Here is a 21,373-nt window from a genome sequence, read left to right as displayed (position 1 = left end):
GACCTGGATCATTTGTCCGGTACCTGTCTTACCTCTGCTCGCCGCCTGATCAGCACCTCGCCAATGCGCGCAGGCGTTGCAACAGATCCTTCAAAGAAATTCATAGACTCTTAGCAACTCCAAGCCGCCGGGAATGGTACGCTTCTCGCAGCGTCTGAAGTCAGTGGATCAAAATCGTAGTGGCGTGCACTTTCCGGCCGCCAAACAGCATGCGTCACGTTTTAAAGGCGATGTAAATAAGAGTATTCATTTTGGTTTAGGACAATAACACTCAATAAAGATTTTCGATACCTCGCGACAGACCAGAATCGTGACTTGTATCAAACATAATTTCCTTGAAAGCTGCAGCGTACGGAGAGCATCAAATGACAAGGTCAGTAAGACGGATGCCCAATGTTTCCATATGGCTTGATGCTCACCAATGATGACACTGGTCAGTCGCTTGCGGACGGCAGCGCATCTTGATCGTCTTCGAATCCTGGGCCTTTGCGCGCATGCGGACCTAACGGTCTGCGAGCTGGCGGAGATTCTGGGGCGGCGTCGCGAGCAGGTTGTGCGACACGTCCGGCTGCTCGCCAGAGCCGACTTTCTTTGCTGCAACGAACCACGGCCCTCGTACCATCTCAAAGCGGGGAGCAAGGACGGTGGGCTGGTTCAATTGTTGATCGATCTCCTGCCCCACGACGATGGCTTTCATAAACGAGACCTGCAACGCCTCAAAGTAATACACGACGCGCGGTCGAAGGGCCCGCCTGCTTGAACGTGAAATAGATCAATCCAATGGGAACGAAACTGTCATGGACAACTTCGCAGATGGCGCGACCGCGCAGCCCGACACTCACGGACGGTCAACCTTGGCCGCGGTCGATTGCCGCGTTCACGAACTGCTTCTAAGACAGGAGCGGCAGGAGCGGACGACGCTCAAGCTGATTGCTTCCGAGAACTTCGCCTCTTCGGCGGTGCTGGAAGCGACCGGCTCGATTTTCACGAACAAGTACGCCGAGGGATACCCCGGTGCGCGCTACTACGCGGGAAACGAGATCGTCGATGAGCTTGAGAACCTCGCCATTGACCGCTTGAAAACACTATTTGGCAGCGAACACGCCAACGTCCAGCCTTATTCCGGCTCGCCGGCCAATCAGGCTGTCTATCGCGCGCTTTTGAGCCCGGGAGACAAAGTGATGGGCTTGCCCCTCCCCGGTGGGGGTCATCTGACACATGGATGGGCCGTCAACTTCTCAGGCACTGATTACAAACGCGTCCCCTATGGGCTGCACAAAGAGACGCAGCAGATTGACTATCAGCGCTTCCGCGAGACGGCCAAGCGGGAACGGCCGAAACTCATTTGGGTCGGCGGAACTGCTTATCCGCGTGTTTTTGACTATGCGGCAATGGCCGAAGTCGCTTCGGAGGTGAACTCCTATCTGGTGGCCGACATCGCACACATCAGTGGCCTGATTGTCGCAGGAGCGCACCCGAACCCCGTCGGCCATTGCGACGTCGTCAGCAGCACGTCTCACAAGTCAATCCGCGGTCCCCGCGGTGGCTTTATTTTGTCAAGGAATGAAGACCGCTATCAGGCGCTCTATCATCCGAAAAGCAAACACAATCTCGCCAAACGTATAGACCGTGCGGTGTTCCCTCTCCTGCAGGGCGGACCGCATATGAATATCATCGCCGCGCTAGCTGTCGCCTTGCAGGAAGCCGCGAACCCGTCCTTCCATGTCTACGGTCAGCAGATCGTCAAGAATGCCAAGGCGCTGGCCCAGGCGCTTCTGGAGCGGGGGTATGACCTGGTCACCGGGGGGACTGACAATCACCTGCTGATCCTTGATCTTCGGAACCGGCCGCTGTCAGGCAAGGCCTATGCCGAGCGCTTATCGGAAGCAGGCATCATTACGAACTTTAATATGGTGCCGGGCGACCCGCGGCATCCGGCGCTCACAAGCGGCATCCGCTTAGGGACACCAGCGGTGACGTCCGTGGGGATGTGCGAAGCGGAAATGGCGCAGATTGCCGCTTTCATCGACCTGGTCTGCCGCCAGCCCAATGATCCGGATGTCCATGCCTGCGTGCGGAGAGACGTTGCCGACTTCTGCCTTGCGTTCCAGGTCCCCGGCATCACCGACAGGTAAGGCGGGCAAATCAAATGTCGCGACCTAACTCCAACATCTGAAGCGAGGACATTCCATGACTAAGCAGTTCGTGTTCTCTTCCGAATCCGTCGGTGCCGGACACCCGGATAAGATGGCCGACAACATCTCGGATGCGATTCTCGATGCGATCCTCCGCACCGATCCGAAGGCGCGCGTCGCGTGCGAAGCGTTGGTGAAGACAGGGATGGTCGTTCTGGCTGGCGAGATCACCAGCGATGCGCAGGTCGATTACAGCCAAGTTGCCCGCGAGACGATTCTCGATATTGGATACGATGACGATGCCATCGGCTTTGATGGTCGGCGTTGCGCCGTCGTTCTGGCTCTCTCCGAGCAGTCGCCCGACATTAGCCAGGGCGTTGACGAGGGACGAGGGCAGGATCTCGAGCAGGGGGCGGGGGATCAGGGCCTCATGTTCGGCTACGCATGCAACGAGACCAAGACATTGATGCCTTTGCCAATCCAACTCGCTCACGATTTGACAAAAAGACAGGCACAGGTGCGGAAAACGGGACGGCTTGGCTGGCTGCGCCCGGATGTGAAATCTCAAGTGTCCGTCCGCTATGAAGGTTTGCGCCCGGTGGCGCTTGATACCATAGTCCTGTCGACGCAACATGCGGAGGAGGTCTCACAAGAAACGGTCCGCGAAGGCGTCATCGAGGAGATCATAAAGCCGGTCTTGCCTCCCAACTTGGACACGACGGGGATCAGGTTCCTGGTCAATCCAACCGGCCGGTTCGTGGTCGGTGGGCCGCGCGGCGACTGCGGGCTTACCGGCCGCAAAATCATCGTCGATACCTACGGTGGGATGGGTCGTCACGGCGGCGGCGCCTTTTCGGGCAAGGACCCATCCAAGGTTGACCGCTCGGCCGCCTATGCCGCGCGGTACGTCGCAAAGAATGTCGTTGCCAGCGGCCTTGCGGAGGTCTGCGAGGTTCAGCTTGCCTACGCGATCGGCGTGGCTGCCCCGGTGTCTATCCTCGTCAACACTTTCGGGACCGCGAGGATCGAGGAAAAGACGATCGAGCGCCTCATTCTTGAGCTGTTCGATCTCCGACCGAAAGGCATCATCAAGATGCTTGATCTCTTGCGCCCAATATACCGCAAGACCGCGACATACGGACACTTCGGCCGTGAAGAGCCGGAGTTCACCTGGGAAAGGACGGACAGAGCTGACGACTTGCTGCGTGAGGCAGGACCGGCAGCTGCGTGAGGCGCCGATATTGGGTCCAGCGACATGCGGCAACCCATTCCAACTCGTCAAACCCGCGCCCGGCCGGCGCGGCAGAAAGCCGGCGGGTTCTTGGCGGAGACATTGATGCCGGATTATGACGTGCTTTGCATCGGCAATGCCATTGTCGACATCATCGCCCAGTGCGACGAGGAATTCCTCAAGACCAACGGCATCATCAAGGGCGCGATGAACCTCATCGACACCCACCGCGCCGAACTGCTCTACAGCCGCATGGGCCCGGCGATCGAAGCGTCCGGCGGCAGCGCCGGCAACACGGCGGCCGGCGTCGCCAGCTTCGGCGGCCGAGCCGCTTTCTTCGGCAAGGTCTCGAACGATGCGCTCGGCGAAATCTACGCCCACGACATCCATGCGCAGGGCGTCGCCTTCGACACCAAGCCGCTCAAGGGCGAGCCGCCGACGGCGCGCTCGATGATCTTCGTCACTCCCGACGGCGAGCGTTCGATGAACACCTATCTCGGCGCCTGCGTCGAGCTCGGGCCGGAGGATGTCGAGGCCGACAAGGCTTCCGGTGCCAAGATCACCTATTTCGAGGGCTATCTGTGGGACCCGCCGCGCGCCAAGGAGGCCATCCGGCAGACGGCCAAGCTGGCGCACGCGGCGGGCCGCGAAGTGTCGATGACGCTGTCGGATTCGTTCTGCGTCGACCGCTACCGCGACGAGTTCCTCGACCTGATGCGCTCGGGCACCGTCGACATCGTCTTTGCCAACAGCCACGAGATCAAGTCGCTCTACCAGACATCGTCATTCGACGAGGCGCTGGCACAGATCCGCAAGGATTGCCGGATCGCCGCCGTGACCCGCTCGGAAAAAGGCTCGGTCATCGTGCGCGGCGACGAGACCGTGGTCATCCAGGCGACCGCGATCAAGGAACTGGTCGACACGACCGGCGCCGGCGACCTCTATGCCGCCGGTTTCCTGCACGGCTACACGCAAGGCCGCGACCTCAAGACCTGCGGCGACCTCGGCTCACTGGCCGCCGGTCTGGTGATCCAGCAGATCGGCCCAAGGCCAAGGCAGAATCTGCGCCGCGAGGCGGAACAGGCGGGGCTACATCAGGTGGGCATTTCCGCGACGAGCTGCCCATCTCCCCGTTGTGCAGGCGGTCCAGGCAAGCGCGGGTAAATCGAAATGTCGCATGCCCATCCGTGAAAGCTGGCGGCTTTCCGTCTGAGTTTCTGGTTGTCGAGGCTCAGGAACGTTGACGCAAATGCCGGTAACAGTTCCAGGCGATCTTGATCATCACGACGCTGACATTTGCCGCAAGTCGTTCAAAGAGCGAATCATGTGATTCGCAGATTTGCCGGCCGCTCAGCGCACAGCTTGCGCGGACTGGAGAGTGGCTGCAGCGCCAACAGCTCACGACAACGATCAAAGCGACTTTGGCAACACGCCGATAAGTGCACGGCGCAATCACATAAACACATAAACATTTCGTTATGCTGGATTGACAAGAGCGCGGACTGCTGTGATTGTCGGCGGGTCGTGGTTCTCCGTACGGCGCTGCCGCAACGGAGCTAAGAGGGAAGCCGGTGCGATGCCGGCGCTGCCCCCGCAACTGTTAGCGGCGAGCCAACCCAGCAATGTCACTGAGGCGAACAGCCTCGGGAAGACGGGCAGAGGCTGTGACCCGCGAGCCAGGAGACCTGCCACGGCGAACAACGTCCACGGGCGGGGTGTCTCGGTGGCCGCGGCAGCCCGGCGTTCATGCCGGCCTGCTAGCGCCTTCCTTGCCCCACGCCCCAACCATCGGGGTATGGCATGACTATCTCTCAGCAAATTCCTGTTGCAACGCTCGGCATGCCGCGTATGGGTCGCCGGCGAGAACTGAAATTCGCGCTTGAAAGCTACTGGTCCGGAAAATCTTCCGCTGCCGACCTTCTGGCGACGGCGAAGGCGCTCCGTGCCGCTAACTGGAGGGAGCAGCACGATTGCGGCGTATCGAAAATTCCGTCGAACGACTTCTCACTCTACGACCATGTGCTCGACACTGCAGCCATGGTCGGCGCCGTGCCGTCCCGTTACGCATGGAAGGGCGGCGAGGTCCCACTCGACATCTACTTCGCGATGGCGCGCGGCAAGCAGGGTGAGACCGCAGGTTGTGGACATGCCGGCCACGAGCATGTGGCTCAGGGGCACCGCTCGACCGCGATGGAAATGACCAAATGGTTCGACACCAACTATCACTACATCGTGCCGGAGCTGACCGACGATCAGACCTTCGCCCTCTTGTCTATGAAACCGGTCGATCACTTCCTCGAGGCTAAAGCCCTCGGCATTCACACACGCCCGGTCATCCTTGGACCGGTCACCTTCCTCAAGCTGGCGAAGTCACCTGCCGAAGGTTTCAATCCGATAGCGCTTCTGCCGCGGCTGTTGCCTGTCTACGAGGAACTCCTGCGGAGGCTGAAGCTTTCGGGAGCCGACTGGGTGCAGATTGATGAGCCGGCGCTTGTGCTCGATCTTAACCCGAACGAACGAGCTGCATTCGAATTCACCTACGGCCAGCTGTCGAAAGCCGCGCCCGAGTTGAAGATCATGCTGGCTACCTATTTCGGGCCGCTGGAAGATAATCTCGAGACCGCGATTTCCCTACCCTTGGCGGGCCTGCATCTCGATCTCGTGCGCGCTCCCGAGCAGTTGGAGACGGTTGGTCGGCTCGCACCGAAGGATCTGGTGCTCTCGCTTGGCTTGATCGACGGCCGCAACGTCTGGCGCGCGAACCTGCCTGCGATTCTCGACCGCATCAAGCCGATCGTCGCCGGCTGGCCCCTAGACCGCGTCGAGATCGCGCCGTCCTGCTCGATGCTTCATGTGCCGATCGACCTGGGGATGGAGACCGCGCTCGATGTGGACGTCAGTTCGTGGCTGGCATTCGCGGCCCAGAAGACCGAAGAGCTGGTCGTGCTGGCCCAAGCCTTGTCCGAAGGCAGGCAGGCCGCAGTAGGCGCATTGAAAGCTTCTGCCGAGGCTGCCGCCGCGCGCGCAATGTCCACAAAGGTCCATGATCCGCTCGTCGAGGGGCGGATCGCCAGCATTGACGGCGGCATGAAGCAACGAAAGAGCGCATTTGCCGAGCGTTCCAAAGTCCAAGCTGGCACGCTCGGCCTGCCGCCGTTCCCTACGACGACCATCGGGTCCTTTCCGCAGACGCCGGAGGTGCGCAAGGCGCGCTCCGCTCATGCGAAGGGCGAACTGAGCTATGTCGACTACGAGACCTTCCTGAAGAAGGAGACCGAGGCTGCTATTCGCTGGCAGGAGGAGATCGGGCTGGACGTGCTGGTGCACGGCGAGTTCGAACGAAACGACATGGTGCAGCATTTCGGCGAGCAACTGTCCGGCCTCGCCTTCACCCAGCATGGCTGGGTGCAGAGCTATGGCTCCCGCTACGTGCGCCCTCCCATCATTTTCGGCGACGTATCGCGGCCCAATCCGATGACGGTGCGCTGGTGGCAATTTGCCCAGTCGCTGACGGAAAAACCGGTGAAGGGAATGCTCACAGGCCCGGCGACCATTCTTAACTGGTCTTTTGTTCGCGACGACGTATCCCGCGCCGAGGCCTGCCGCCAGATCGCGCTCGCCATCCGCGATGAAGTGGCGGACCTCGAAAGAGCCGGCGCAAGGATGATCCAGATCGACGAGGCCGCGTTTCGCGAAGGCCTGCCACTGCGCAAGTCCGACTGGAAAGTCTACCTCGATTGGGCTGTCGAATGCTTCCGGCTCGCTTCAACGGGTGTAGAGGACGCGACCCAAATCCATACTCACATGTGCTATTCGGAGTTCAACGAGATCATCGACGCGATCGCTGAAATGGATGCGGATGTAATTTCGATTGAGACGTCGCGCTCGAAAATGGAACTGCTAGACGCCTTCAAGAGCTCCAAATATCCGAACGAAATCGGTCCCGGAGTCTACGACATTCACTCACCACGTGTCCCGGAAGTTGGCGAGATTTCGGATCTCGTCATGCTTGCCCGCGAGCGACTGTCCGACGGCCAACTGTGGGTAAATCCGGACTGTGGCCTCAAAACACGCAAATGGGAGGAGGTCCGCCCTGCCCTCATGAACATGGTCGCGGCAGTATGCGCGCTGCGGAAGAAAGTGCAGGCCGGAGGATTTCCTGATTCCTAACCATGTGGTGATTTACCAGCTGCCGCATGTCGGCCGTGAATTTGCCAAAACGATTACTTCTTGGAAATGAATCATTCAACGAAAGCTACAATTTCCCTTCGGCAGGTTCGCGTTGCTGGTCAGGGGTAGCAATCAATTCGATCAAGTTCTCCGGCAGAGGTCTAGGCTCGATGTCGAGGCTGCAATCTTCTGCAGGCTATCGGTGCGCGCCGCTCAGATGTGGTGAACGAGGAGGGCGTGATGCCGGCAAAGGGAAAGCTGACCGTGCGACCATTGAGACAGATGCTTCGGCTGACGGCCGCTATCGGATGCTGAGCCGACGTTGGCGAGCCCTGCCTGCGCCTCCAACCACGTCTTTTGCGCGGCGTTCGCCTTGGCATTGACCTTCTGCGGCTGGACGGGGCTTGGTAGGCGTTATCGGGCGCACCATCTGAACGACCTTCGGAAATCGCCATCGCCGGCAGCCTGGCTGCCCTCACGCCCGCCCGATCGGAAGCTTCCAGATGTTATCGAGGGGGCTCCCAATAAATGCCATAAAAAGCAAGCTGCTCTTCCAACTGTTTTACCCGCTCTGCGGCATTCGTTTCAGAGTGCGCAGCCGCCACTGCCGCCAGAATCTCGACGGCAGCGAACGCCGGCGCCATGCTTCGGAAAAACGACTGCGAATTTACCGGAACAATGATCGTTTCCTGCGCGATCCGGACCAGCGGCGACACGCTGCTGTCAGTGATTGCCACCACCCTGACACCCTGCCGAGCTGACTGGCGCGCCATGTCGATGGTCGTGCGTTCATAAGGCGACATGCCTACAGCCAGAAGCACGTCACCCCGTCCAGCATCCCGCAGCGCGTCCAGACCTTGTCCTCCCATCTCGCCGACCAGCGTCACCTTGCGGTCACCGCCAGCCAGAAACGACATGATATGAACGAAGTGATTCGCGACCGGATAAGCGGCGCGTGAGCCGAGACCGAAAAGATTGCGCGATTTTGCAAGCAGGTCGGCGGCGGCAGTGAACTGCATGGCATTGCCATATTCACCAAGACTTGAAATCTGGGCCGCGAGTGTGTCGGCAACGACTCCGGCAGTCGAATATCTCGGATCGCCACGCTGTTCGATACCCTGTCGCGCCGGCTCCCCGGCGATCGTCTCACGCAGCGCGCGCGCATAAAGGCTGCGCATATCCTCGTAGCCTTCAAGGCCAAGCCATCGCGCCAGCCGCATCATCGTGCTGTGCGAAACGCCGGCCTGGTTCGCCTGCTCGCGCATCGACATCAGTGCGACATCCTTGGGATGATCCAGCACGAAACGCGCGGCGATCCGCAGCTGCGGCGGCATATTCTCAAACCGTTCGACCAACAACTCGGCCAAAGGACCTTTTTCCATTCTGAAATACCCCATTCACCTAATTGCCGACTTCTCCTTGAAAAGTCGGCAATGCAACAGTCGGAGCCGAATTGGACTCATGAAGTCCAAATGGACTTCAATTTTCGATCGTGCTGCCTTCGCAGGTCTCGTCACATGAGCAAGCGCGAAATGGTCATTCATTGCGGCAATGGTCGGCAGTTGCACATAGCCGTCCTTCCTGACATTAACCTGACTTGCGCTTAGCCACATGCAAGACCTTCGCGACGGGCAAAGGTGGTTGATGTCAGGTCCTTTCGTCTTCGGCCGGTAAACCCCTGCATCTGCTCCAGCGCGTACCATTGCGGATCCATCACATTTGGCGTCACCTCAAGGTTTAGGTCGGAGCCCACCTTGTCACAAATAGTCGCTGTCAACCCAGATGTTACATGGCCGTTGCAGTCGCCCATTGGCAGCAACGATGACAGAATAACGCGTTGATGGATCGGTTCGCGCTGATGCTGGGCTTGCACGGCGCACCATGTGAGGCTATATCGTGCCTCACATGGAATGGAGGATAATATGCTAGCGTTCGGAAATATCGCCGACGTGTTAGGGCTGCCCGTTAAAGAGGTGGCCTCACGGTCGCCTTTCGGGCTGATCTCCCGGATCGAGAATGGACTTCCCATCGGGGCACTTGAGCGCGTTGCGCATCTTCTGGCGCCTGGCGATGCTCAGTTCAAATACCGGCTGATCCCCAAGGCGACCTACGAGCGGCGCAAGACGGTACATCGTCTCTCGTCGGACGAGGGCACACGATTGGCCCGCGTGGCGCGCGTCTGGGGTCTTGCTGTCGATGTCTGGCAGAACGAAGAGGAAGCGCGCGATTTCTTGTTTCGGCCGCACCCGATGATTGAGGACAAGCGACCGATCGACGTCGTTATCCTGAGCGAGTTCGGCGCCGAAATGGTGGTCGATATCCTCGGAGGTCTGAAGTACGGCAGTGCTGCGTGACGGCGCAGACCCTCGATCGCACGCTATCGTCCTTTCGTATCGGTGATCCGGCCGGCACCTACCCGATCTTCGATGCGACCGGCTCGACAATCGCGCCAGGGCGATGGAACACGCCCGGAAGTCCTATAATCTACACGAGCGAGCACTATTCGACGGCCCTGTTGGAAAAACTGGTGCATGGCAGCGGCCGACTGCCGCCCAACCAGCACTACATCGAAATCACAATCCCGCGCGGGCTGAGCTACGAGGTCTTTTCCCAGCCGTCACTGCCCGGCTGGGACACGATGCCGGCGACGGTGAGCAAGGGATTTGGCGAAACCTGGTGTTTAGAACGGCGCAGCGTCATCCTGCTGGTGCCGAGTGTCGTGGCGCGTCTCGATTGCAATGCGCTGATCAATCCGGCGCATCCGGAGTTTTCAAGGATCCAGACAAGTCTGCACCAGCCCGTCTACTGGGACCGGCGGCTGTTTGGTGCGTAAAGGAGAAGCGGCTTTCTGTCGCCTACAACCCCGGGCCTTGGTGAGATTGATGCGACACCGGTCACGTCGGCGCTGATATTTCCGCATCATCTCGGCTGAGGCGTGGCCGAGCTGCTTTTGCACATAGCGCACATCGACCTCGGCCGAACTAGTGCCTACCAACCATCGTTCGTGGACCAGGGGCATTGAGCACGCTCGACCGTTCGTTCTCAGACTTGTTCAACAACTCGCGGGCCGATGATCGTGCTCGCCTGCTCCACCGGGTTCTTGCTTGGGCAGGCTTTCCGCCACTTGCAACGGAGCCCCAACGGCGGCATCTCCGGGACAACACTGCGGCTCCCAATGCTCATTGTGAATCCTTAAGAGCACCCGTCAGTTTCTCGTAAGCAAAGCCGCACAGCATAGGAACGCCAAGGCTAGCCAGCCTACCCGTATTCGGAGGTTAACATGGGCCCACTTCACAATCTCAATCCATCCGATCCAAATTTCGCGACGCACTCCTTCATGATGCTACAGGAGCAAGCGGGGCAAGCGGACTTTGAGCAGCTCCTAAACGAGGCTCCGCAAGCCGCTGCCGTAAATCCTCGCAGGATAGAAGGCCACACGCCGTCATCAACTGAATCCAAGCAGAATCTCGCGCCACGGAGGAAGCTCCCCCCTGGGGAGTTGCCCGACAAAATGGGGCTCTGTGCCAGCAAACCACATACCTCGGATGCAAATCTTCACAGTTCAAACTCCTCCAGTGCCAGTACATCCTCTTCAGCTAGGCCGAGCACCTCCCTGTTCAATTACCGGACGGCTGAATTGCTTCAGGCGAATACAGACGGCATCTGTGTTGGGCTGACTGCGGGGTGGCTGCTCAATCTCAACAACGGCAACAGCGCGTCAGCCCGAATGAATGCGCTAATGCCCGGATCGCAAGGGCACGCCACAGCGGCTGAGCGGCAGCACGAGTATCAGGCCCTCAAGGATCTGTTACGAAGCCAGGGAGCAAGAGCTACTCAGGCCGAGCTTCAGGCACAAAACACCATGTTGCAGCAAGCAGGCTTGGCACCATCCGGAGAAGAGAAGCGATACAAAGTCGGCGAGCCTTCAAGCTTCTCGCGTATGCTGGACAAAATCACCGAAGACGGATCGACCCGTTTGCTCAGCTTGTATTTCGCCGAAGGTGGCGCACACACAGCTGCGACGTCGGCGTCGAATGGAATGACCACGCTCTTCGACCCTAACTTTGGAGAATTTACTGTTCGATCACAGGATATGGCTTCATTATTCCAGAGCCTCATTAACCGTTACAGGAACCCCAACGAGCAGCATTTGTCGACAGTCACCCTACAAAGAATGTACTGAGTCGGGACGAACTTTACGACGGCTGGTATCGGCACTGACGGGTCGTCGGAAACGACAAGATTCCGGGCGCTTCGGCGCCTGGGAATATAAACGGGAACAAATTGGCAAGAGAGCGCGCGCAACTCGGCGATCCGCGGGCATCTGACTTATGACGATGGTTGAGCGTCGTTCGCAGCGGTCCTCAATGATCTCCAGGAGATCGCGACGTTGGTCGTCATTGAGCTTTTCCGGTCCCCGGTCATCGAGAACCAGTTCGACATGTTTCACTGAATAATTGAAGCCCTTGCCGAGGCTTGCAAGTCTGGGGCGCATGGCGCACCCGCCGCCGGCTCTCATCTGCTGCGCGCTTCGGCCTGTGGACAACAGACAACGAAGCCTCCACGGCTGCGAAAATCTCGCGACGGCGGCTCGATTCCGGGACCGGACCGCCATTTTGCGGAGGTGATCCGCGCAGGTACCTGGCGTGGATCACGCCATCCATCTCCTGACCGCATCATTGCCATCGCCTCCTACAGCCCGGTCGAGCCTCCCGACCGCCGGATTGATGATGACGATCCCCTTTGAAGAATAGTCTCTTTTGAAGCGTGACGGTCTGCGCCGTCTTGCCGTGGCCTCCTGCCGCACACGGCGAAGCGCTGTCATTGTACCGTGCAACACCCACTGGAAATACGACAGGCGGATCACAATAATCAGGTCTGGGCTAAAGATTTTTCGCGCAAACCCCGAAAAAAGAAACGACAGCTCTTGGTCTTCACGCCGCCGCTTGGACTTGGTTGGAGAGAGGTCACCAGTCCGGCCATTCCGAAGTGGCATAAGTTATCCCGCTCTTTGACCGGGCATCGTCGCCGAGATGTCGAGGGGGCTTGTTGTAGAGCGCGACATTTCCGCAAGGTGGCAACTGCCACCAGCGAGCGGAGGTGGCTAAGCGTGAACGTCCGGCAGCGGGAGAAAGCAGGAAGTGCTGGTTGCCCCAATATTTCCACCCTCCAGATCGGGCGGCTTTGCGAGGCTGCGGAATGACGGCGGGCAAGTTGTCGGAGACCATGTTCAGTTCCCTGGAAGATACGCGATACGAGGGACGTCGCCGGGGTCCGCGGGCGGAAGGTCAGCGTTGTCGTAATCGTATGGCCCTGAACATGCGGCGGACCATACCAGGGGCATGGATGGGAGTGGATCGGTTCTAAACTTGGGTGGAAGTGATCACCTGGCGATCGTCCAGATAACTGACGTTTTGTCCCTTTATTATTTGAACGGCGCCCTAACGGCGTTTTTTCGGCGGTTGGACGACCTCGAACTGACCGAGATGTTCTCGCACGATGCGGTCTACAGCCTTCGGAGTTCGAGCGTCTTACGGTCGAAAAGGACTGGTTGAAGGGTTCGGACGCGCTTGTCCGCGCCAGGCATGGGACGCAACTCATCACAGACCTCGCGGAGAAAGCCTCCGAGGCCGTTGCGCGCCGATGACCTGGAATTCATTGGACAGAACCCGCTGGATAGCCTTGATTGAGCGCACCTCGTCGCCGACCACGAGAACGGTTGCGAGCGGGTTCGTCATCGCATAGTGCTCCTACGGTCCGAATGGTCGGCGTTCGCGCGGTGGACAGCGAGCGTGACGGGCGTACGGGACTTGGGCGTCTTGCGGATGAACTTGTAGCGCGCCACGTGATAGCTCGGGTCGAAGCCATAGAAATTGCGCCGCATCCGCCGCAGTTCTTCTTCCCTATAGGCGGCAAGCGGTTTCTCGGCCTCGTCGCCAGCGCGGCGCGCCCGTTTGGCAGCAATCCGCCGGGCAAGATCGGGAGAGGCCGCGAGTTCGGCGGCAGCGCGGAGCAGTTCCCAATCGGCGGATTCTACATTTCCCGGCAGGCGCCGGGTGGCGAGCCCCAGTTCAAGCACCTCGTCGACCCCCCATCGGCAGCCTTGCCTGGGTCACGCGGCGGGCTCGGTCCTCGCCAACCCGAGCCGGCAGCAGATCGGTCCAGTATTCCGAGCCGTAGAGATTGCCCATGTCCTTATAGTGCGATTGAGGATGACGCCCTCGCGCATCCAGATTTCGTCGGCGGCAAGCGACAGGAAGACGCCGCCAGCCCCGGCATTGCCGAGCACCGCGGCAATAACCAGTCGGTCATCGGTCTCGATGATCTCGCGCACCAAGTCGTTCATCGCGTTTTTATTGCGCCAGGGGAGTTCCGGGGCCTGCCGGCGCGCTCATCGGCCGTTCGCGGCACGCTCGCCATGGCCTTCCGTGAGGGGGCGCTGTGGATCGGCCATCTCCGGCGACCGGATTCCCGCTCGCTGAAACTGCCGGCGGCTCGATCGCTTCGAAGACGCAGGCTACGGCAGCCTGGGTCACTTCATGTCGGTAGAGGCTCGACTTCCGAGCGGGGCGCATCGGAAATTCCGCCCAAGCCCAGACAGGCCCCGCATCCATGCCCGGATGGACGATCAGCCAGAGCGTTCCGCGCCAGACATCGGCCGGGATCGGCCGCTTGAGGAAGGGCGCGATCACGAGGTCCGGTGAAAAGAGAGCGACCGCCTCGCGAGTGAAGTCGTCATGGATGTCGAGCTCGACCGTCACTTCGTGACCAGCCCGTCTCAGGTCGACATGCAGGCGCTGGGAGAGCGAGTTGAAATTATGGCAGGGAAGCTGGATGCACATCACCCTCTCTTAGCAGATCCGGGGCAGTTGTTCGCCCGACAGCCAGTCGACAATCCGCCCGCTGCCAAACGAGGTCGTCATCTGGACAAGGCAGTTGTCGTCGGCCACAACGTGGCCGACCAGCGCCGCCTCACTGCCAAGCGGATGGGCGCGCATCGCCGCGAGCACGGCGTCGGCGCCCTCCGCCACCACGACTGCTACCAGTTTCCCTTCATTGGCGACATTGAGCGGATCGAGGCCGAGGAACTCGCAGGCTGCAGCCACTTCCGGTTTGAGCGGGATCTTGTCTTCGTCGATGCGGAAGCCGATCCGCGACTGGCTGGCGATCTCGTTCAGCGTCGCGGCGATGCCGCCGCGCGTCGGATCGCGCATTAGCCGGATATGCGCCCCGCCAGCCGCGACCATGTCTGCTACGAGCCCGTGCAGGGCCGCGCTGTCGGAGACGATGTCGGTGTCGAATTCCAGGTTCTCGCGTTTCGACATCACGGCGACGCCATGGTCTCCGATCGAGCCGGAAATGATCACCGCATCGCCGGGCCGGGCGGCGTCCGACCGGAGATCGAGCCCGTCCGGAACAATGCCGACGCCGGCGGTCGAGATGAAGACGCCGTCGGCCTTGCCACGCTCGACGACCTTGGTGTCGCCGGTGATGATCGGCACGCCGGCCCCGCGCGAGGCGGCCCCCATGCTCTGGGCGATGCGCTCGAGATCGGCGAACGGAAAACCTTCCTCGATGATGAAGCTCGCCGACAGATAGAGCGGCACCGCGCCCGCCATGGCGATGTCGTTGATCGTGCCGTGCACGGCGAGGGAGCCGATATTGCCGCCGGGGAAGAAAAGCGGCGAAACGACGTAACCGTCCGTGGTCATGACCATCCGCCCGCCAGGCACCGAAAAGGCGGACTGGTCGTTGCCGGCCCTCAGCCAGTCATTGTCGAAAGCCTTGTGGAAAATGCCCTCGATCAACTGGCCCATGGCGCGCCCGCCGGCCCCGTGCGAGAGGTCGACACGGCCGTTGGCGACATCGAGCTTGCGCCTGTAGGCCTTGATCATCATGTTCATGCGACCGCCCTCCCCACATCCACCTGCCGCGCCTTCTCGCGGAAGCGGCCATAGGTCCAGTGTGCGGCGCAGGCGCCCTCCGACGACACCATGCAGGAGCCCATCGGTGTATCGGGCGTGCAGACCGTGCCGAACAGCTTGCAGTCGGCCGGCTTCTTGACGCCGCGCAGGATCGCGCCGCATTCGCAGGCCGGGTTGTCCTTCGCGGCGGGCGTCACCATCGAAAAGCGCGTCTCGGCGTCGTAGGCCACATATTGCGGCCGGAGCCGCAGCGCGCCATAAGGCACTTCGCCGAGACCGCGCCATTCGAAGCTCTCGCGCAGCTCGAAGAAATTCGCCACCTCGGCCTGGGCCTTTTCGTTGCCGAGCGCGGTCACAGCGCGGATATACTGGTTCTCGACCTCGTGCCTGCCGTCATTGACCTGGCGCACCAGCATCAGGATCGCTTGGATGACGTCGAGCGGCTCGAAGCCCGCCACCACCACCGGCTTCTGGAATTCCCCGGCGAAGAATTCGTAAGGTTCGGTGCCGATGACGGTCGAGACATGGGCAGGGCCGACGAAACCGTCGATCTTGATCGTGCCGAGCTTGCGAACGTCAGGGCTTTCCAGGATGTTCTGGATCGCCGCCGGCGTCAGCACGTGATTGCAGAAGATCGAGAAATTGCCGAGCCCCTTGGCGATCGCCGCCTTGAGCGCGAGCGCGGTCGGTGGCGTCGTGGTCTCGAAGCCGATGGCAAAGAACACCGCTTCGCGTTCGAGCTCGGCCTCGGCGATCCTGAGCGCATCGAGCGTCGAATAGACCATACGGATATCGGCGCCAGCCGCCTTGGCCTTCAAGAGGCTCGATCCGTTCGAGCCCGGCACGCGCATCAGGTCGCCATAGGTGCAGAGCGTGATCTCCGGCCGCATGGCGAGCGCGATCGCCGCATCGATCCGGCCGATTGGCAGCACGCAGACGGGACAGCCCGGTCCGTGGATCATCCGGACATTGGCCGGCAGCAGGTCCTCGAGACCATAGCGGGAAATAGCATGCGTATGGCCGCCGCAGAACTCCATGAAGTGATAGGAACGCGCCGGATCGGCGAGAGCGGCGATCTGCCGGGCGATGTCCTTGGCGAGCCTGCCGTCGCGATATTCGTCGATATATTTCATGCCGCATCTCCCATGGCAGCAGCTTCGCGGATGAGGGCGAGCGTCCTTTCCGCCTCCTCCGGATCGATCTTCGCGAGCGCATAGCCGACATGAAGGAGGAGATAGTCACCCGGCCGGACATCGTCGATCAGCGCGGTCGAAACGATCTTCGAGACGCCGTCGAGCGTGACCTTCGCCATGTTGTCGGGCAGTACTTCCTTGACCTGGACCGGTATCGCTAGGCACATGTCCGGCTCTCCTGCGCTGATGCATTCTCGTTCATGATGACCTGCCGCGCATGGGCGGCCTGGCCGAGCGCGATGCCGCCGTCATTGGCCGGCGCGAGACGTGGCAAATAAGGCTTGAGACCGCGGTCCCGAAGCGCTTGCGCAAGTCCGGCCGCAAGGACCCGATTCATCAAGCATCCGCCGCCGAGCGCGACCTCCGGGATGCCGAGGGGTGCCGCTTCCCTCGCGGCCCATTCTGCAAGTCCCGCGATCAGCGTACCGTGAAAGAGATCGGCCGCGTCAGCGCCGCTCAGTCCTTCCCGCGCAAGATGCAGGATGAGCGGCCGGAAATCGAGCACCCCGTCCCGGATTGCATAGCCGTCGGAAAGACAGCGCGGCGCCCGGACCAGGGCCTCGAGCTCCATCGCCGCCTGCCCTTCGTAGCTCTGGACGAGACGAATGGCTCCTATCGCCGCGGCGGCATCGAAGAGCCTGCCGAGGCTGGTTGTCCGGGACGGCCGCATACCGCGTTCGAACATCGCCGTGAGCTGCGCAACACCCCGATGACCTGGCCAGAGCTGCGACGCGAAATCAAGGCATCCGGTCTCCTGCAGGGCTGCCACCCCCATGCGCCAAGGCTCACGCGCCGCGCGGTCGCCACCGGGCTGCGGCAGCGATGTAAGCGATCCCGCTCGGCGCCAATGACGCCCATCGGCGATGAGCATTTCGCCCCCCCAACTTGTGCCATCGGCGCCGAAACCGTGGCCATCGAGCGCAAGCCCGAGAACCGGGCCGGAAAGCCGATGCTCCGCCACCACGGCCGCGACATGGGCGACATGATGCTGGACAGCCACGACCGGCAGGCCCAGGCTCTCTGCCATCCGCACCGAACGGAAATCCGGATGCAGGTCCGAGGCCGCGAATTCCGGCGTCACGTCCAGGATCGAACAGAGATGGGTGATCACCTCGCGCTGGAAACGGATCGCCTCGGCATTGCTGAGGCCGCCTATATGCTGCGAGAGAAAGGCCTCGCGCCCACGTGTGATGCAGATAGTGTTCTTGAGGTCGGCGCCGGTGGCGATCACCGCAGGTCCATCCTCGCCGAGATCGACCGGCTCGGGCACGAAGCCGCGGGCGCGACGGATGAACGCGGGGGCGCCATCGATGACCTGCATGACGGAGTCGTCGGCGCGGACGGTGATGTCGCGATCATGGGTGACGATCAGATCCGCAATCGCGGCAAGGCGGCGCTCGGCGTCGGCGTTGTCGGCCACTAGGGGCTCACCACCGGGATTGGCGCTGGTCGCGACCAGCGCTGCAGGTCGGTGCGGCGAATGGCGGGCGAGTTCGTCGAGCAGCACATGATGCAGTGGAGCATAGGCAAGCATCAGCCCGATCCGCGCGAGGCCGGGCGCGATGAGGTTAGAGAGCGCACCTGCACGTGCCTCGACCAACACGATCGGGCTCGCGGGCGATGCCAGCAAGGTTTCTTCGGCTTCGCTCAGTCGCGCGAACTGCCGGGCCGCCTCGATGCCGGCGACCATGACGGCAAACGGCTTCTGGTCCCGAGCCTTGCGCAGCCGGAGGGAATCGATCGCTGCATCGTTGCGGGCGTCGCAGAGCAGGTGGAAACCGCCGATGCCCTTGAGCGCGACGATGGCGCCGCCTTCGAGCCGCGCCGCAATCTCCGCGATCGAATGGCTGAGACTCGGGCCACAAACGGGGCAGGCGACCGGCTCGGCATGGAAGCGCCGGTTCTCCGGATCGCTATAGTCCGAGGCACAGGCCCGGCACATCGGAAACGATGCCATCGAGGTCTGCGTCCGGTCATAGGGCAGCGCGCGAGTAATGGTGAAGCGCGGGCCGCAATGGGTGCAGTTGACGAAGGGATAACCGAAGAAGCGGCTCGCGGGATCGGTCAGCTCACAGCGGCATTCGGCGCAGGTCGCGGCATCCGCGCCGATCCGGGTCGCGCTCTTGCCGCCAAGGTTCTCGAGGATCTCGAACCGCTCGCCACCGGCTGGCGAGAGTTCGAGCACGTGGATCGAGTCGATGCGGGCGAGCGGCGGCGCCTGGGTCCGGATCGCGTCGGGAAAGCGGCCCGCATCCGGACCCTCGATCTCTATCAGCACGCCGGCACTGTCGTTCAGCACGAAGCCAGAAAGCCGCATAGTCCGCGCGATCCTGTAGGCGAAGGGCCGGAACCCGACGCCCTGCACGGCGCCGCGCACCCGGAGCCTGAGCCGCCGGATCGGGTTTTCGATCGGTCGTGCGAGCGCCCTCGCCATGGTTCATGCCACCTTCGGTCACGCGGCCCAGTGGGCGGCGGATGCCTCGAGCCAGGCATAGAAGGCTTCCATGCCCTGTCCCGTGCGGGCGGAGACCGTCAGCGTCTGGAGGCGCCGATTGACGCGCAGAGCGTTGGCGATGCAGAGGCCGACATTGAAATCGAGATGCGGCAGAAGGTCGACCTTGTTGAGGATCATCAGGTCCGCGGCGGCGAACATGTTGGGATATTTGAGCGGCTTGTCCTCGCCTTCGGTGACTGACAGCACCACAACCTTGTGGGCCTCGCCGAGATAGAAGGCGGCGGGACAGACGAGGTTGCCGACATTCTCGATGAAGAGCGCAGAGCCTGGTTCAAGCGCGAGATCCTCAACCGCGTGGCCCACCATGTGGGCGTCGAGGTGGCAGCCCTTGCCCGTGTTGATCTGGATGGCGCGGGCGCCGGTCTCGCGGATCCGAGCCGCGTCGTTCGAGGTCTGCTGGTCACCTTCGATAACCGAGATCGTGAGGCGGTCCTTTAGGTCATTGATCGTGCGGACCAGCAGGCTGGTCTTGCCCGAGCCGGGGCTGGAGACGAAGTTGAGCGCAAAGATGCCCTGGCGCTCAAAATATCGCCGGTTCTCTTCCGCATAGGCGTCGTTCTTGCAGAGGATGTCTCTCTCCACCTGGATGATCCGCTCCTGGCTCATGCCTGGCACATTGACGCCGGCGATCCCCTTGCCATAATGGACGCTGCTGTCCGCGGCATGGTGATGATCATGCCCGCCATCGCCATGGGGGTGGTGGTCATGGTCGTGATAATGGTCATGGCTGTGACGGTGCCCGCCCTCCTCGTGCTTGTGACCCTCGATAGAAGAAGTCCCGCAACCGCATACCGTGCACATCAGCTCACCTCCATATCCCTGATCTTCAATTCGTCGCCTGCCGTCATCTGGACCCGATGCCGTCCGCAGTCCGGGCAGGCGCCGAACCGCTCCTCCAAGGCGACCGTCTTGCCGCAGTCGAGACACCAGCCCTCGCCGGCAATGCGGTTGATCTCGAGCGTCGCATCGTCCGCAATCGTGCCGTATCGCACGGCCTCATAACAGAACATCAGCGCGTCCGGCTCGACGTGGCTCAGCACGCCGACATCGAGCCGGACCGATTTGACGCGTGTCGCGCCGTTCTGCCACGCCGTCTCGCAGACGATCTCGATCACACTCTCCATCAGCGACATTTCATGCATGTGCGGCCTCACGAACTTTAACCTCAAAGGCCACGCAGGGATCGAACAGGACCGCGAGCCGCGACACCGATCTCACGGCGGCCTCATCGGTCCCGACGGGTGACGACAGCAGTGTCTCGACGAAGGGGCCGGCGGGATGAAAATTCCATTCGGTCGGGGCGAGGATGCGATAGGACGAAAGCCTGCCGTCGCCGCCGATCTCGGCCTGATGATAGAGCCGGCCACGCGCGCATTCCACAGCACCGTAGCCACCGGCGCCCGGCGTGGCCCCGCCGCAGGCGAGTGATGCTCCGTCGTACTTGCCGGTTGCTGCGAGAGCCGTCAGTTGTTTGAGGCAGAGGCGCACGTCGTTGATGCGGGCTCGCAGTCGTTGGACCAGATGGGAAGCCCCCACGTCATCGGCGGCGAGCCGGGCATACGCGCCCGTCTCCGCGACGCGGCCTTGGAGATGCGGCACGCTTGCATAGCCAGGCTCAGCGCAAAGCCGGGCGATGACTTCCGGATCGTCATTGATGGTCAGTGGATCGGGCCGCCGGCCATTGAAGAGCCGATCGTCGCCTATATCCTGCAACATCGCGGCGCAGGCTGATTCCGGCAAAGGTGTGTCGCCCTGGCTCGGGATGCCGAGCGCGCTGGCCGCCGCAGACAGCCGCGCAGCGGCGGCCCCCAAATGCGCCCTGTCGATTTGCCCGGCCTTGGCCGCGGCGATGATCTTTTGCGAAGCGGCCAGCGCTTCGCGGAGATGTCTACCGGCGGTTGCGCCGAACGATTCCGGCAGGGGGCATGGCCAATGGAGGATGAGCGCCCGCAAGGTTTCGAAAATCCGCTCGGCGAGCAATCCGGCGCCGGAGCCGATCCGTTCGTCCACCTTCATCGCCATATCCGCTGCATTCAGGACGGCGAGCCGCGCCGCTACGGATTGCGCAAAACCGCAGAGCGAAAAGACTTGACCAGCAAGAGGGGGCGCCTCTTCGGGCCTGCGGCCGACGAACATGCGCGTCAGCCCCTGCGGGCGGTTCGCCTTCACCGCGACGGAACAGGCAAGCGCGCGCGACACGGTTA

General features: G+C 61.6%; 19 protein-coding genes, 3 pseudogenes and 1 riboswitch. Of the genes and pseudogenes, 7 read left to right on the top strand and 15 right to left on the bottom strand.

Annotated elements, in window-relative coordinates:
• Positions 1–502: 502 nt before the first annotated feature.
• The gene (locus tag ABVQ20_RS36795) at positions 503–697 is read right to left on the bottom strand and encodes a hypothetical protein (protein ID WP_354464723.1); all 195 of its coding nucleotides are present in this window, start codon (positions 695–697) and stop codon (positions 503–505) included.
• A gap of 100 nt (positions 698–797) precedes the next feature.
• Here ABVQ20_RS36795 and glyA point away from each other — a divergent pair, with 100 nt between their 5' ends.
• From glyA to metE, 4 genes and pseudogenes are all read left to right on the top strand, one after another.
• Complete coding sequence (gene glyA, locus ABVQ20_RS36790; protein ID WP_354464722.1) at positions 798–2,135, top strand: serine hydroxymethyltransferase; 1,338 nt, start codon at positions 798–800, stop codon at positions 2,133–2,135.
• Positions 2,136–2,190: 55 nt separating this feature from the next.
• On the top strand, positions 2,191–3,366 hold the full coding sequence (gene metK, locus ABVQ20_RS36785; RefSeq protein WP_354464721.1) for a methionine adenosyltransferase: 1,176 nt from the start codon (positions 2,191–2,193) through the stop codon (positions 3,364–3,366).
• Positions 3,367–3,471: 105 nt separating this feature from the next.
• Positions 3,472–4,458 (top strand): annotated as a pseudogene (locus ABVQ20_RS36780) (adenosine kinase); the annotation flags it as partial.
• 416 nt (positions 4,459–4,874) lie between these two features.
• A riboswitch (cobalamin riboswitch) is annotated at positions 4,875–5,073 on the top strand.
• Positions 5,074–5,166: 93 nt separating this feature from the next.
• Positions 5,167–7,536, top strand: a complete 2,370-nt coding sequence (gene metE, locus ABVQ20_RS36775; RefSeq protein ID WP_354464720.1) for a 5-methyltetrahydropteroyltriglutamate--homocysteine S-methyltransferase — start codon at positions 5,167–5,169, stop codon at positions 7,534–7,536.
• Between the two features lie 506 nt (positions 7,537–8,042).
• Here metE and ABVQ20_RS36770 read toward each other — a convergent pair.
• Positions 8,043–8,933, bottom strand: coding sequence for a MurR/RpiR family transcriptional regulator (locus ABVQ20_RS36770; protein WP_354464719.1), 891 nt, complete (start codon positions 8,931–8,933; stop codon positions 8,043–8,045).
• A 525-nt stretch (positions 8,934–9,458) separates the two neighbouring features.
• Here ABVQ20_RS36770 and ABVQ20_RS36765 point away from each other — a divergent pair.
• Together ABVQ20_RS36765 and ABVQ20_RS36760 are read left to right on the top strand one after the other, a co-directional pair.
• The gene (locus tag ABVQ20_RS36765; protein ID WP_354464718.1) at positions 9,459–9,890 is read left to right on the top strand and encodes an antitoxin Xre-like helix-turn-helix domain-containing protein; all 432 of its coding nucleotides are present in this window, start codon (positions 9,459–9,461) and stop codon (positions 9,888–9,890) included.
• Positions 9,887–10,369, top strand: a complete 483-nt coding sequence (locus ABVQ20_RS36760; protein WP_354464717.1) for an RES family NAD+ phosphorylase — start codon at positions 9,887–9,889, stop codon at positions 10,367–10,369. The genes ABVQ20_RS36765 and ABVQ20_RS36760 overlap by 4 nt, the downstream gene beginning before the upstream one ends.
• A 27-nt stretch (positions 10,370–10,396) precedes the next feature.
• Here the strand turns inward: ABVQ20_RS36760 and ABVQ20_RS36755 are convergent.
• Positions 10,397–10,519: pseudogene (locus ABVQ20_RS36755) on the bottom strand (integrase); the annotation flags it as partial.
• Between the two features lie 297 nt (positions 10,520–10,816).
• Between ABVQ20_RS36755 and ABVQ20_RS36750 the strand changes: the two are divergent.
• Complete coding sequence (locus tag ABVQ20_RS36750) at positions 10,817–11,719, top strand: YopT-type cysteine protease domain-containing protein (protein ID WP_354464716.1); 903 nt, start codon at positions 10,817–10,819, stop codon at positions 11,717–11,719.
• Positions 11,720–11,847: 128 nt separating this feature from the next.
• Here ABVQ20_RS36750 and ABVQ20_RS36745 read toward each other — a convergent pair.
• The 12 genes and pseudogenes from ABVQ20_RS36745 to ABVQ20_RS36690 form a co-directional block, all read right to left on the bottom strand.
• Positions 11,848–11,971, bottom strand: a pseudogene (locus tag ABVQ20_RS36745) (ATP-binding protein); the annotation flags it as partial.
• A gap of 216 nt (positions 11,972–12,187) precedes the next feature.
• Entirely contained in the window at positions 12,188–12,532 is a 345-nt protein-coding gene (locus ABVQ20_RS36740; RefSeq protein WP_354464715.1) for a hypothetical protein, read from the bottom strand.
• Positions 12,533–13,270: 738 nt separating this feature from the next.
• Positions 13,271–13,615 (bottom strand): hypothetical protein, encoded by a 345-nt coding sequence (locus ABVQ20_RS36735; RefSeq protein ID WP_354464714.1) that lies wholly within the window; start codon positions 13,613–13,615, stop codon positions 13,271–13,273.
• 33 nt (positions 13,616–13,648) lie between these two features.
• The gene (locus ABVQ20_RS36730) at positions 13,649–13,882 is read right to left on the bottom strand and encodes a Clp protease/crotonase-like domain-containing protein (RefSeq protein ID WP_354464713.1); all 234 of its coding nucleotides are present in this window, start codon (positions 13,880–13,882) and stop codon (positions 13,649–13,651) included.
• 7 nt (positions 13,883–13,889) lie between these two features.
• Positions 13,890–14,378 (bottom strand): formyl transferase, encoded by a 489-nt coding sequence (locus ABVQ20_RS36725; protein WP_354464712.1) that lies wholly within the window; start codon positions 14,376–14,378, stop codon positions 13,890–13,892.
• 9 nt (positions 14,379–14,387) lie between these two features.
• Positions 14,388–15,440: a hydrogenase expression/formation protein HypE gene (gene hypE, locus ABVQ20_RS36720; RefSeq protein WP_354464711.1), complete on the bottom strand. Its 1,053-nt coding sequence runs from the start codon at positions 15,438–15,440 to the stop codon at positions 14,388–14,390.
• The gene (gene hypD / locus ABVQ20_RS36715) at positions 15,437–16,594 is read right to left on the bottom strand and encodes a hydrogenase formation protein HypD (protein WP_354464710.1); all 1,158 of its coding nucleotides are present in this window, start codon (positions 16,592–16,594) and stop codon (positions 15,437–15,439) included. Before hypD ends, hypE begins: the two co-directional genes overlap by 4 nt.
• Complete coding sequence (locus ABVQ20_RS36710; RefSeq protein ID WP_258600308.1) at positions 16,591–16,821, bottom strand: HypC/HybG/HupF family hydrogenase formation chaperone; 231 nt, start codon at positions 16,819–16,821, stop codon at positions 16,591–16,593. The genes hypD and ABVQ20_RS36710 overlap by 4 nt, the downstream gene beginning before the upstream one ends.
• The gene (gene hypF, locus ABVQ20_RS36705; RefSeq protein ID WP_354464709.1) at positions 16,812–19,088 is read right to left on the bottom strand and encodes a carbamoyltransferase HypF; all 2,277 of its coding nucleotides are present in this window, start codon (positions 19,086–19,088) and stop codon (positions 16,812–16,814) included. The genes ABVQ20_RS36710 and hypF overlap by 10 nt, the downstream gene beginning before the upstream one ends.
• 18 nt (positions 19,089–19,106) lie before the next feature.
• A complete protein-coding gene (gene hypB / locus ABVQ20_RS36700) occupies positions 19,107–19,970 on the bottom strand; it encodes a hydrogenase nickel incorporation protein HypB (RefSeq protein ID WP_354464708.1) in 864 nt (287 codons plus the stop codon).
• Positions 19,970–20,311 (bottom strand): hydrogenase maturation nickel metallochaperone HypA, encoded by a 342-nt coding sequence (gene hypA, locus ABVQ20_RS36695; protein ID WP_354464707.1) that lies wholly within the window; start codon positions 20,309–20,311, stop codon positions 19,970–19,972. Before hypA ends, hypB begins: the two co-directional genes overlap by 1 nt.
• Positions 20,304–21,368: a nickel-dependent hydrogenase large subunit gene (locus tag ABVQ20_RS36690; RefSeq protein ID WP_354464706.1), complete on the bottom strand. Its 1,065-nt coding sequence runs from the start codon at positions 21,366–21,368 to the stop codon at positions 20,304–20,306. The genes hypA and ABVQ20_RS36690 overlap by 8 nt, the downstream gene beginning before the upstream one ends.
• Positions 21,369–21,373: the final 5 nt, after the last annotated feature.

It is taken from the genome of Mesorhizobium shangrilense (assembly GCF_040537815.1).
GTDB classification, from domain to species: Bacteria; Pseudomonadota; Alphaproteobacteria; order Rhizobiales; family Rhizobiaceae; genus Mesorhizobium; species Mesorhizobium shangrilense.
The sequence above is the reverse complement of the archived record's forward strand: the minus strand, read 5'-3'. Positions and strand labels throughout refer to the sequence as shown.

Bases quoted from the DNA above. Each gene is read 5' to 3' on its own strand.
- ABVQ20_RS36795 (WP_354464723.1), bottom strand. From the start codon at position 697: ATGAAAGCCATCGTCGTGGGGCAGGAGATCGATCAACAATTGAACCAG.
- glyA (WP_354464722.1), top strand. From the start codon at position 798: ATGGACAACTTCGCAGATGGCGCGACCGCGCAGCCCGACACTCACGGA.
- metK (WP_354464721.1), top strand. From the start codon at position 2,191: ATGACTAAGCAGTTCGTGTTCTCTTCCGAATCCGTCGGTGCCGGACAC.
- metE (WP_354464720.1), top strand. From the start codon at position 5,167: ATGACTATCTCTCAGCAAATTCCTGTTGCAACGCTCGGCATGCCGCGT.
- ABVQ20_RS36770 (WP_354464719.1), bottom strand. From the start codon at position 8,933: ATGGGGTATTTCAGAATGGAAAAAGGTCCTTTGGCCGAGTTGTTGGTC.
- ABVQ20_RS36765 (WP_354464718.1), top strand. From the start codon at position 9,459: ATGCTAGCGTTCGGAAATATCGCCGACGTGTTAGGGCTGCCCGTTAAA.
- ABVQ20_RS36750 (WP_354464716.1), top strand. From the start codon at position 10,817: ATGGGCCCACTTCACAATCTCAATCCATCCGATCCAAATTTCGCGACG.
- ABVQ20_RS36740 (WP_354464715.1), bottom strand. From the start codon at position 12,532: ATGCCACTTCGGAATGGCCGGACTGGTGACCTCTCTCCAACCAAGTCC.
- ABVQ20_RS36730 (WP_354464713.1), bottom strand. From the start codon at position 13,882: ATGAACGACTTGGTGCGCGAGATCATCGAGACCGATGACCGACTGGTT.
- ABVQ20_RS36725 (WP_354464712.1), bottom strand. From the start codon at position 14,378: ATGTGCATCCAGCTTCCCTGCCATAATTTCAACTCGCTCTCCCAGCGC.
- hypE (WP_354464711.1), bottom strand. From the start codon at position 15,440: ATGAACATGATGATCAAGGCCTACAGGCGCAAGCTCGATGTCGCCAAC.
- hypD (WP_354464710.1), bottom strand. From the start codon at position 16,594: ATGAAATATATCGACGAATATCGCGACGGCAGGCTCGCCAAGGACATC.
- ABVQ20_RS36710 (WP_258600308.1), bottom strand. From the start codon at position 16,821: ATGTGCCTAGCGATACCGGTCCAGGTCAAGGAAGTACTGCCCGACAAC.
- hypF (WP_354464709.1), bottom strand. From the start codon at position 19,088: ATGGCGAGGGCGCTCGCACGACCGATCGAAAACCCGATCCGGCGGCTC.
- hypB (WP_354464708.1), bottom strand. From the start codon at position 19,970: ATGTGCACGGTATGCGGTTGCGGGACTTCTTCTATCGAGGGTCACAAG.
- hypA (WP_354464707.1), bottom strand. From the start codon at position 20,311: ATGCATGAAATGTCGCTGATGGAGAGTGTGATCGAGATCGTCTGCGAG.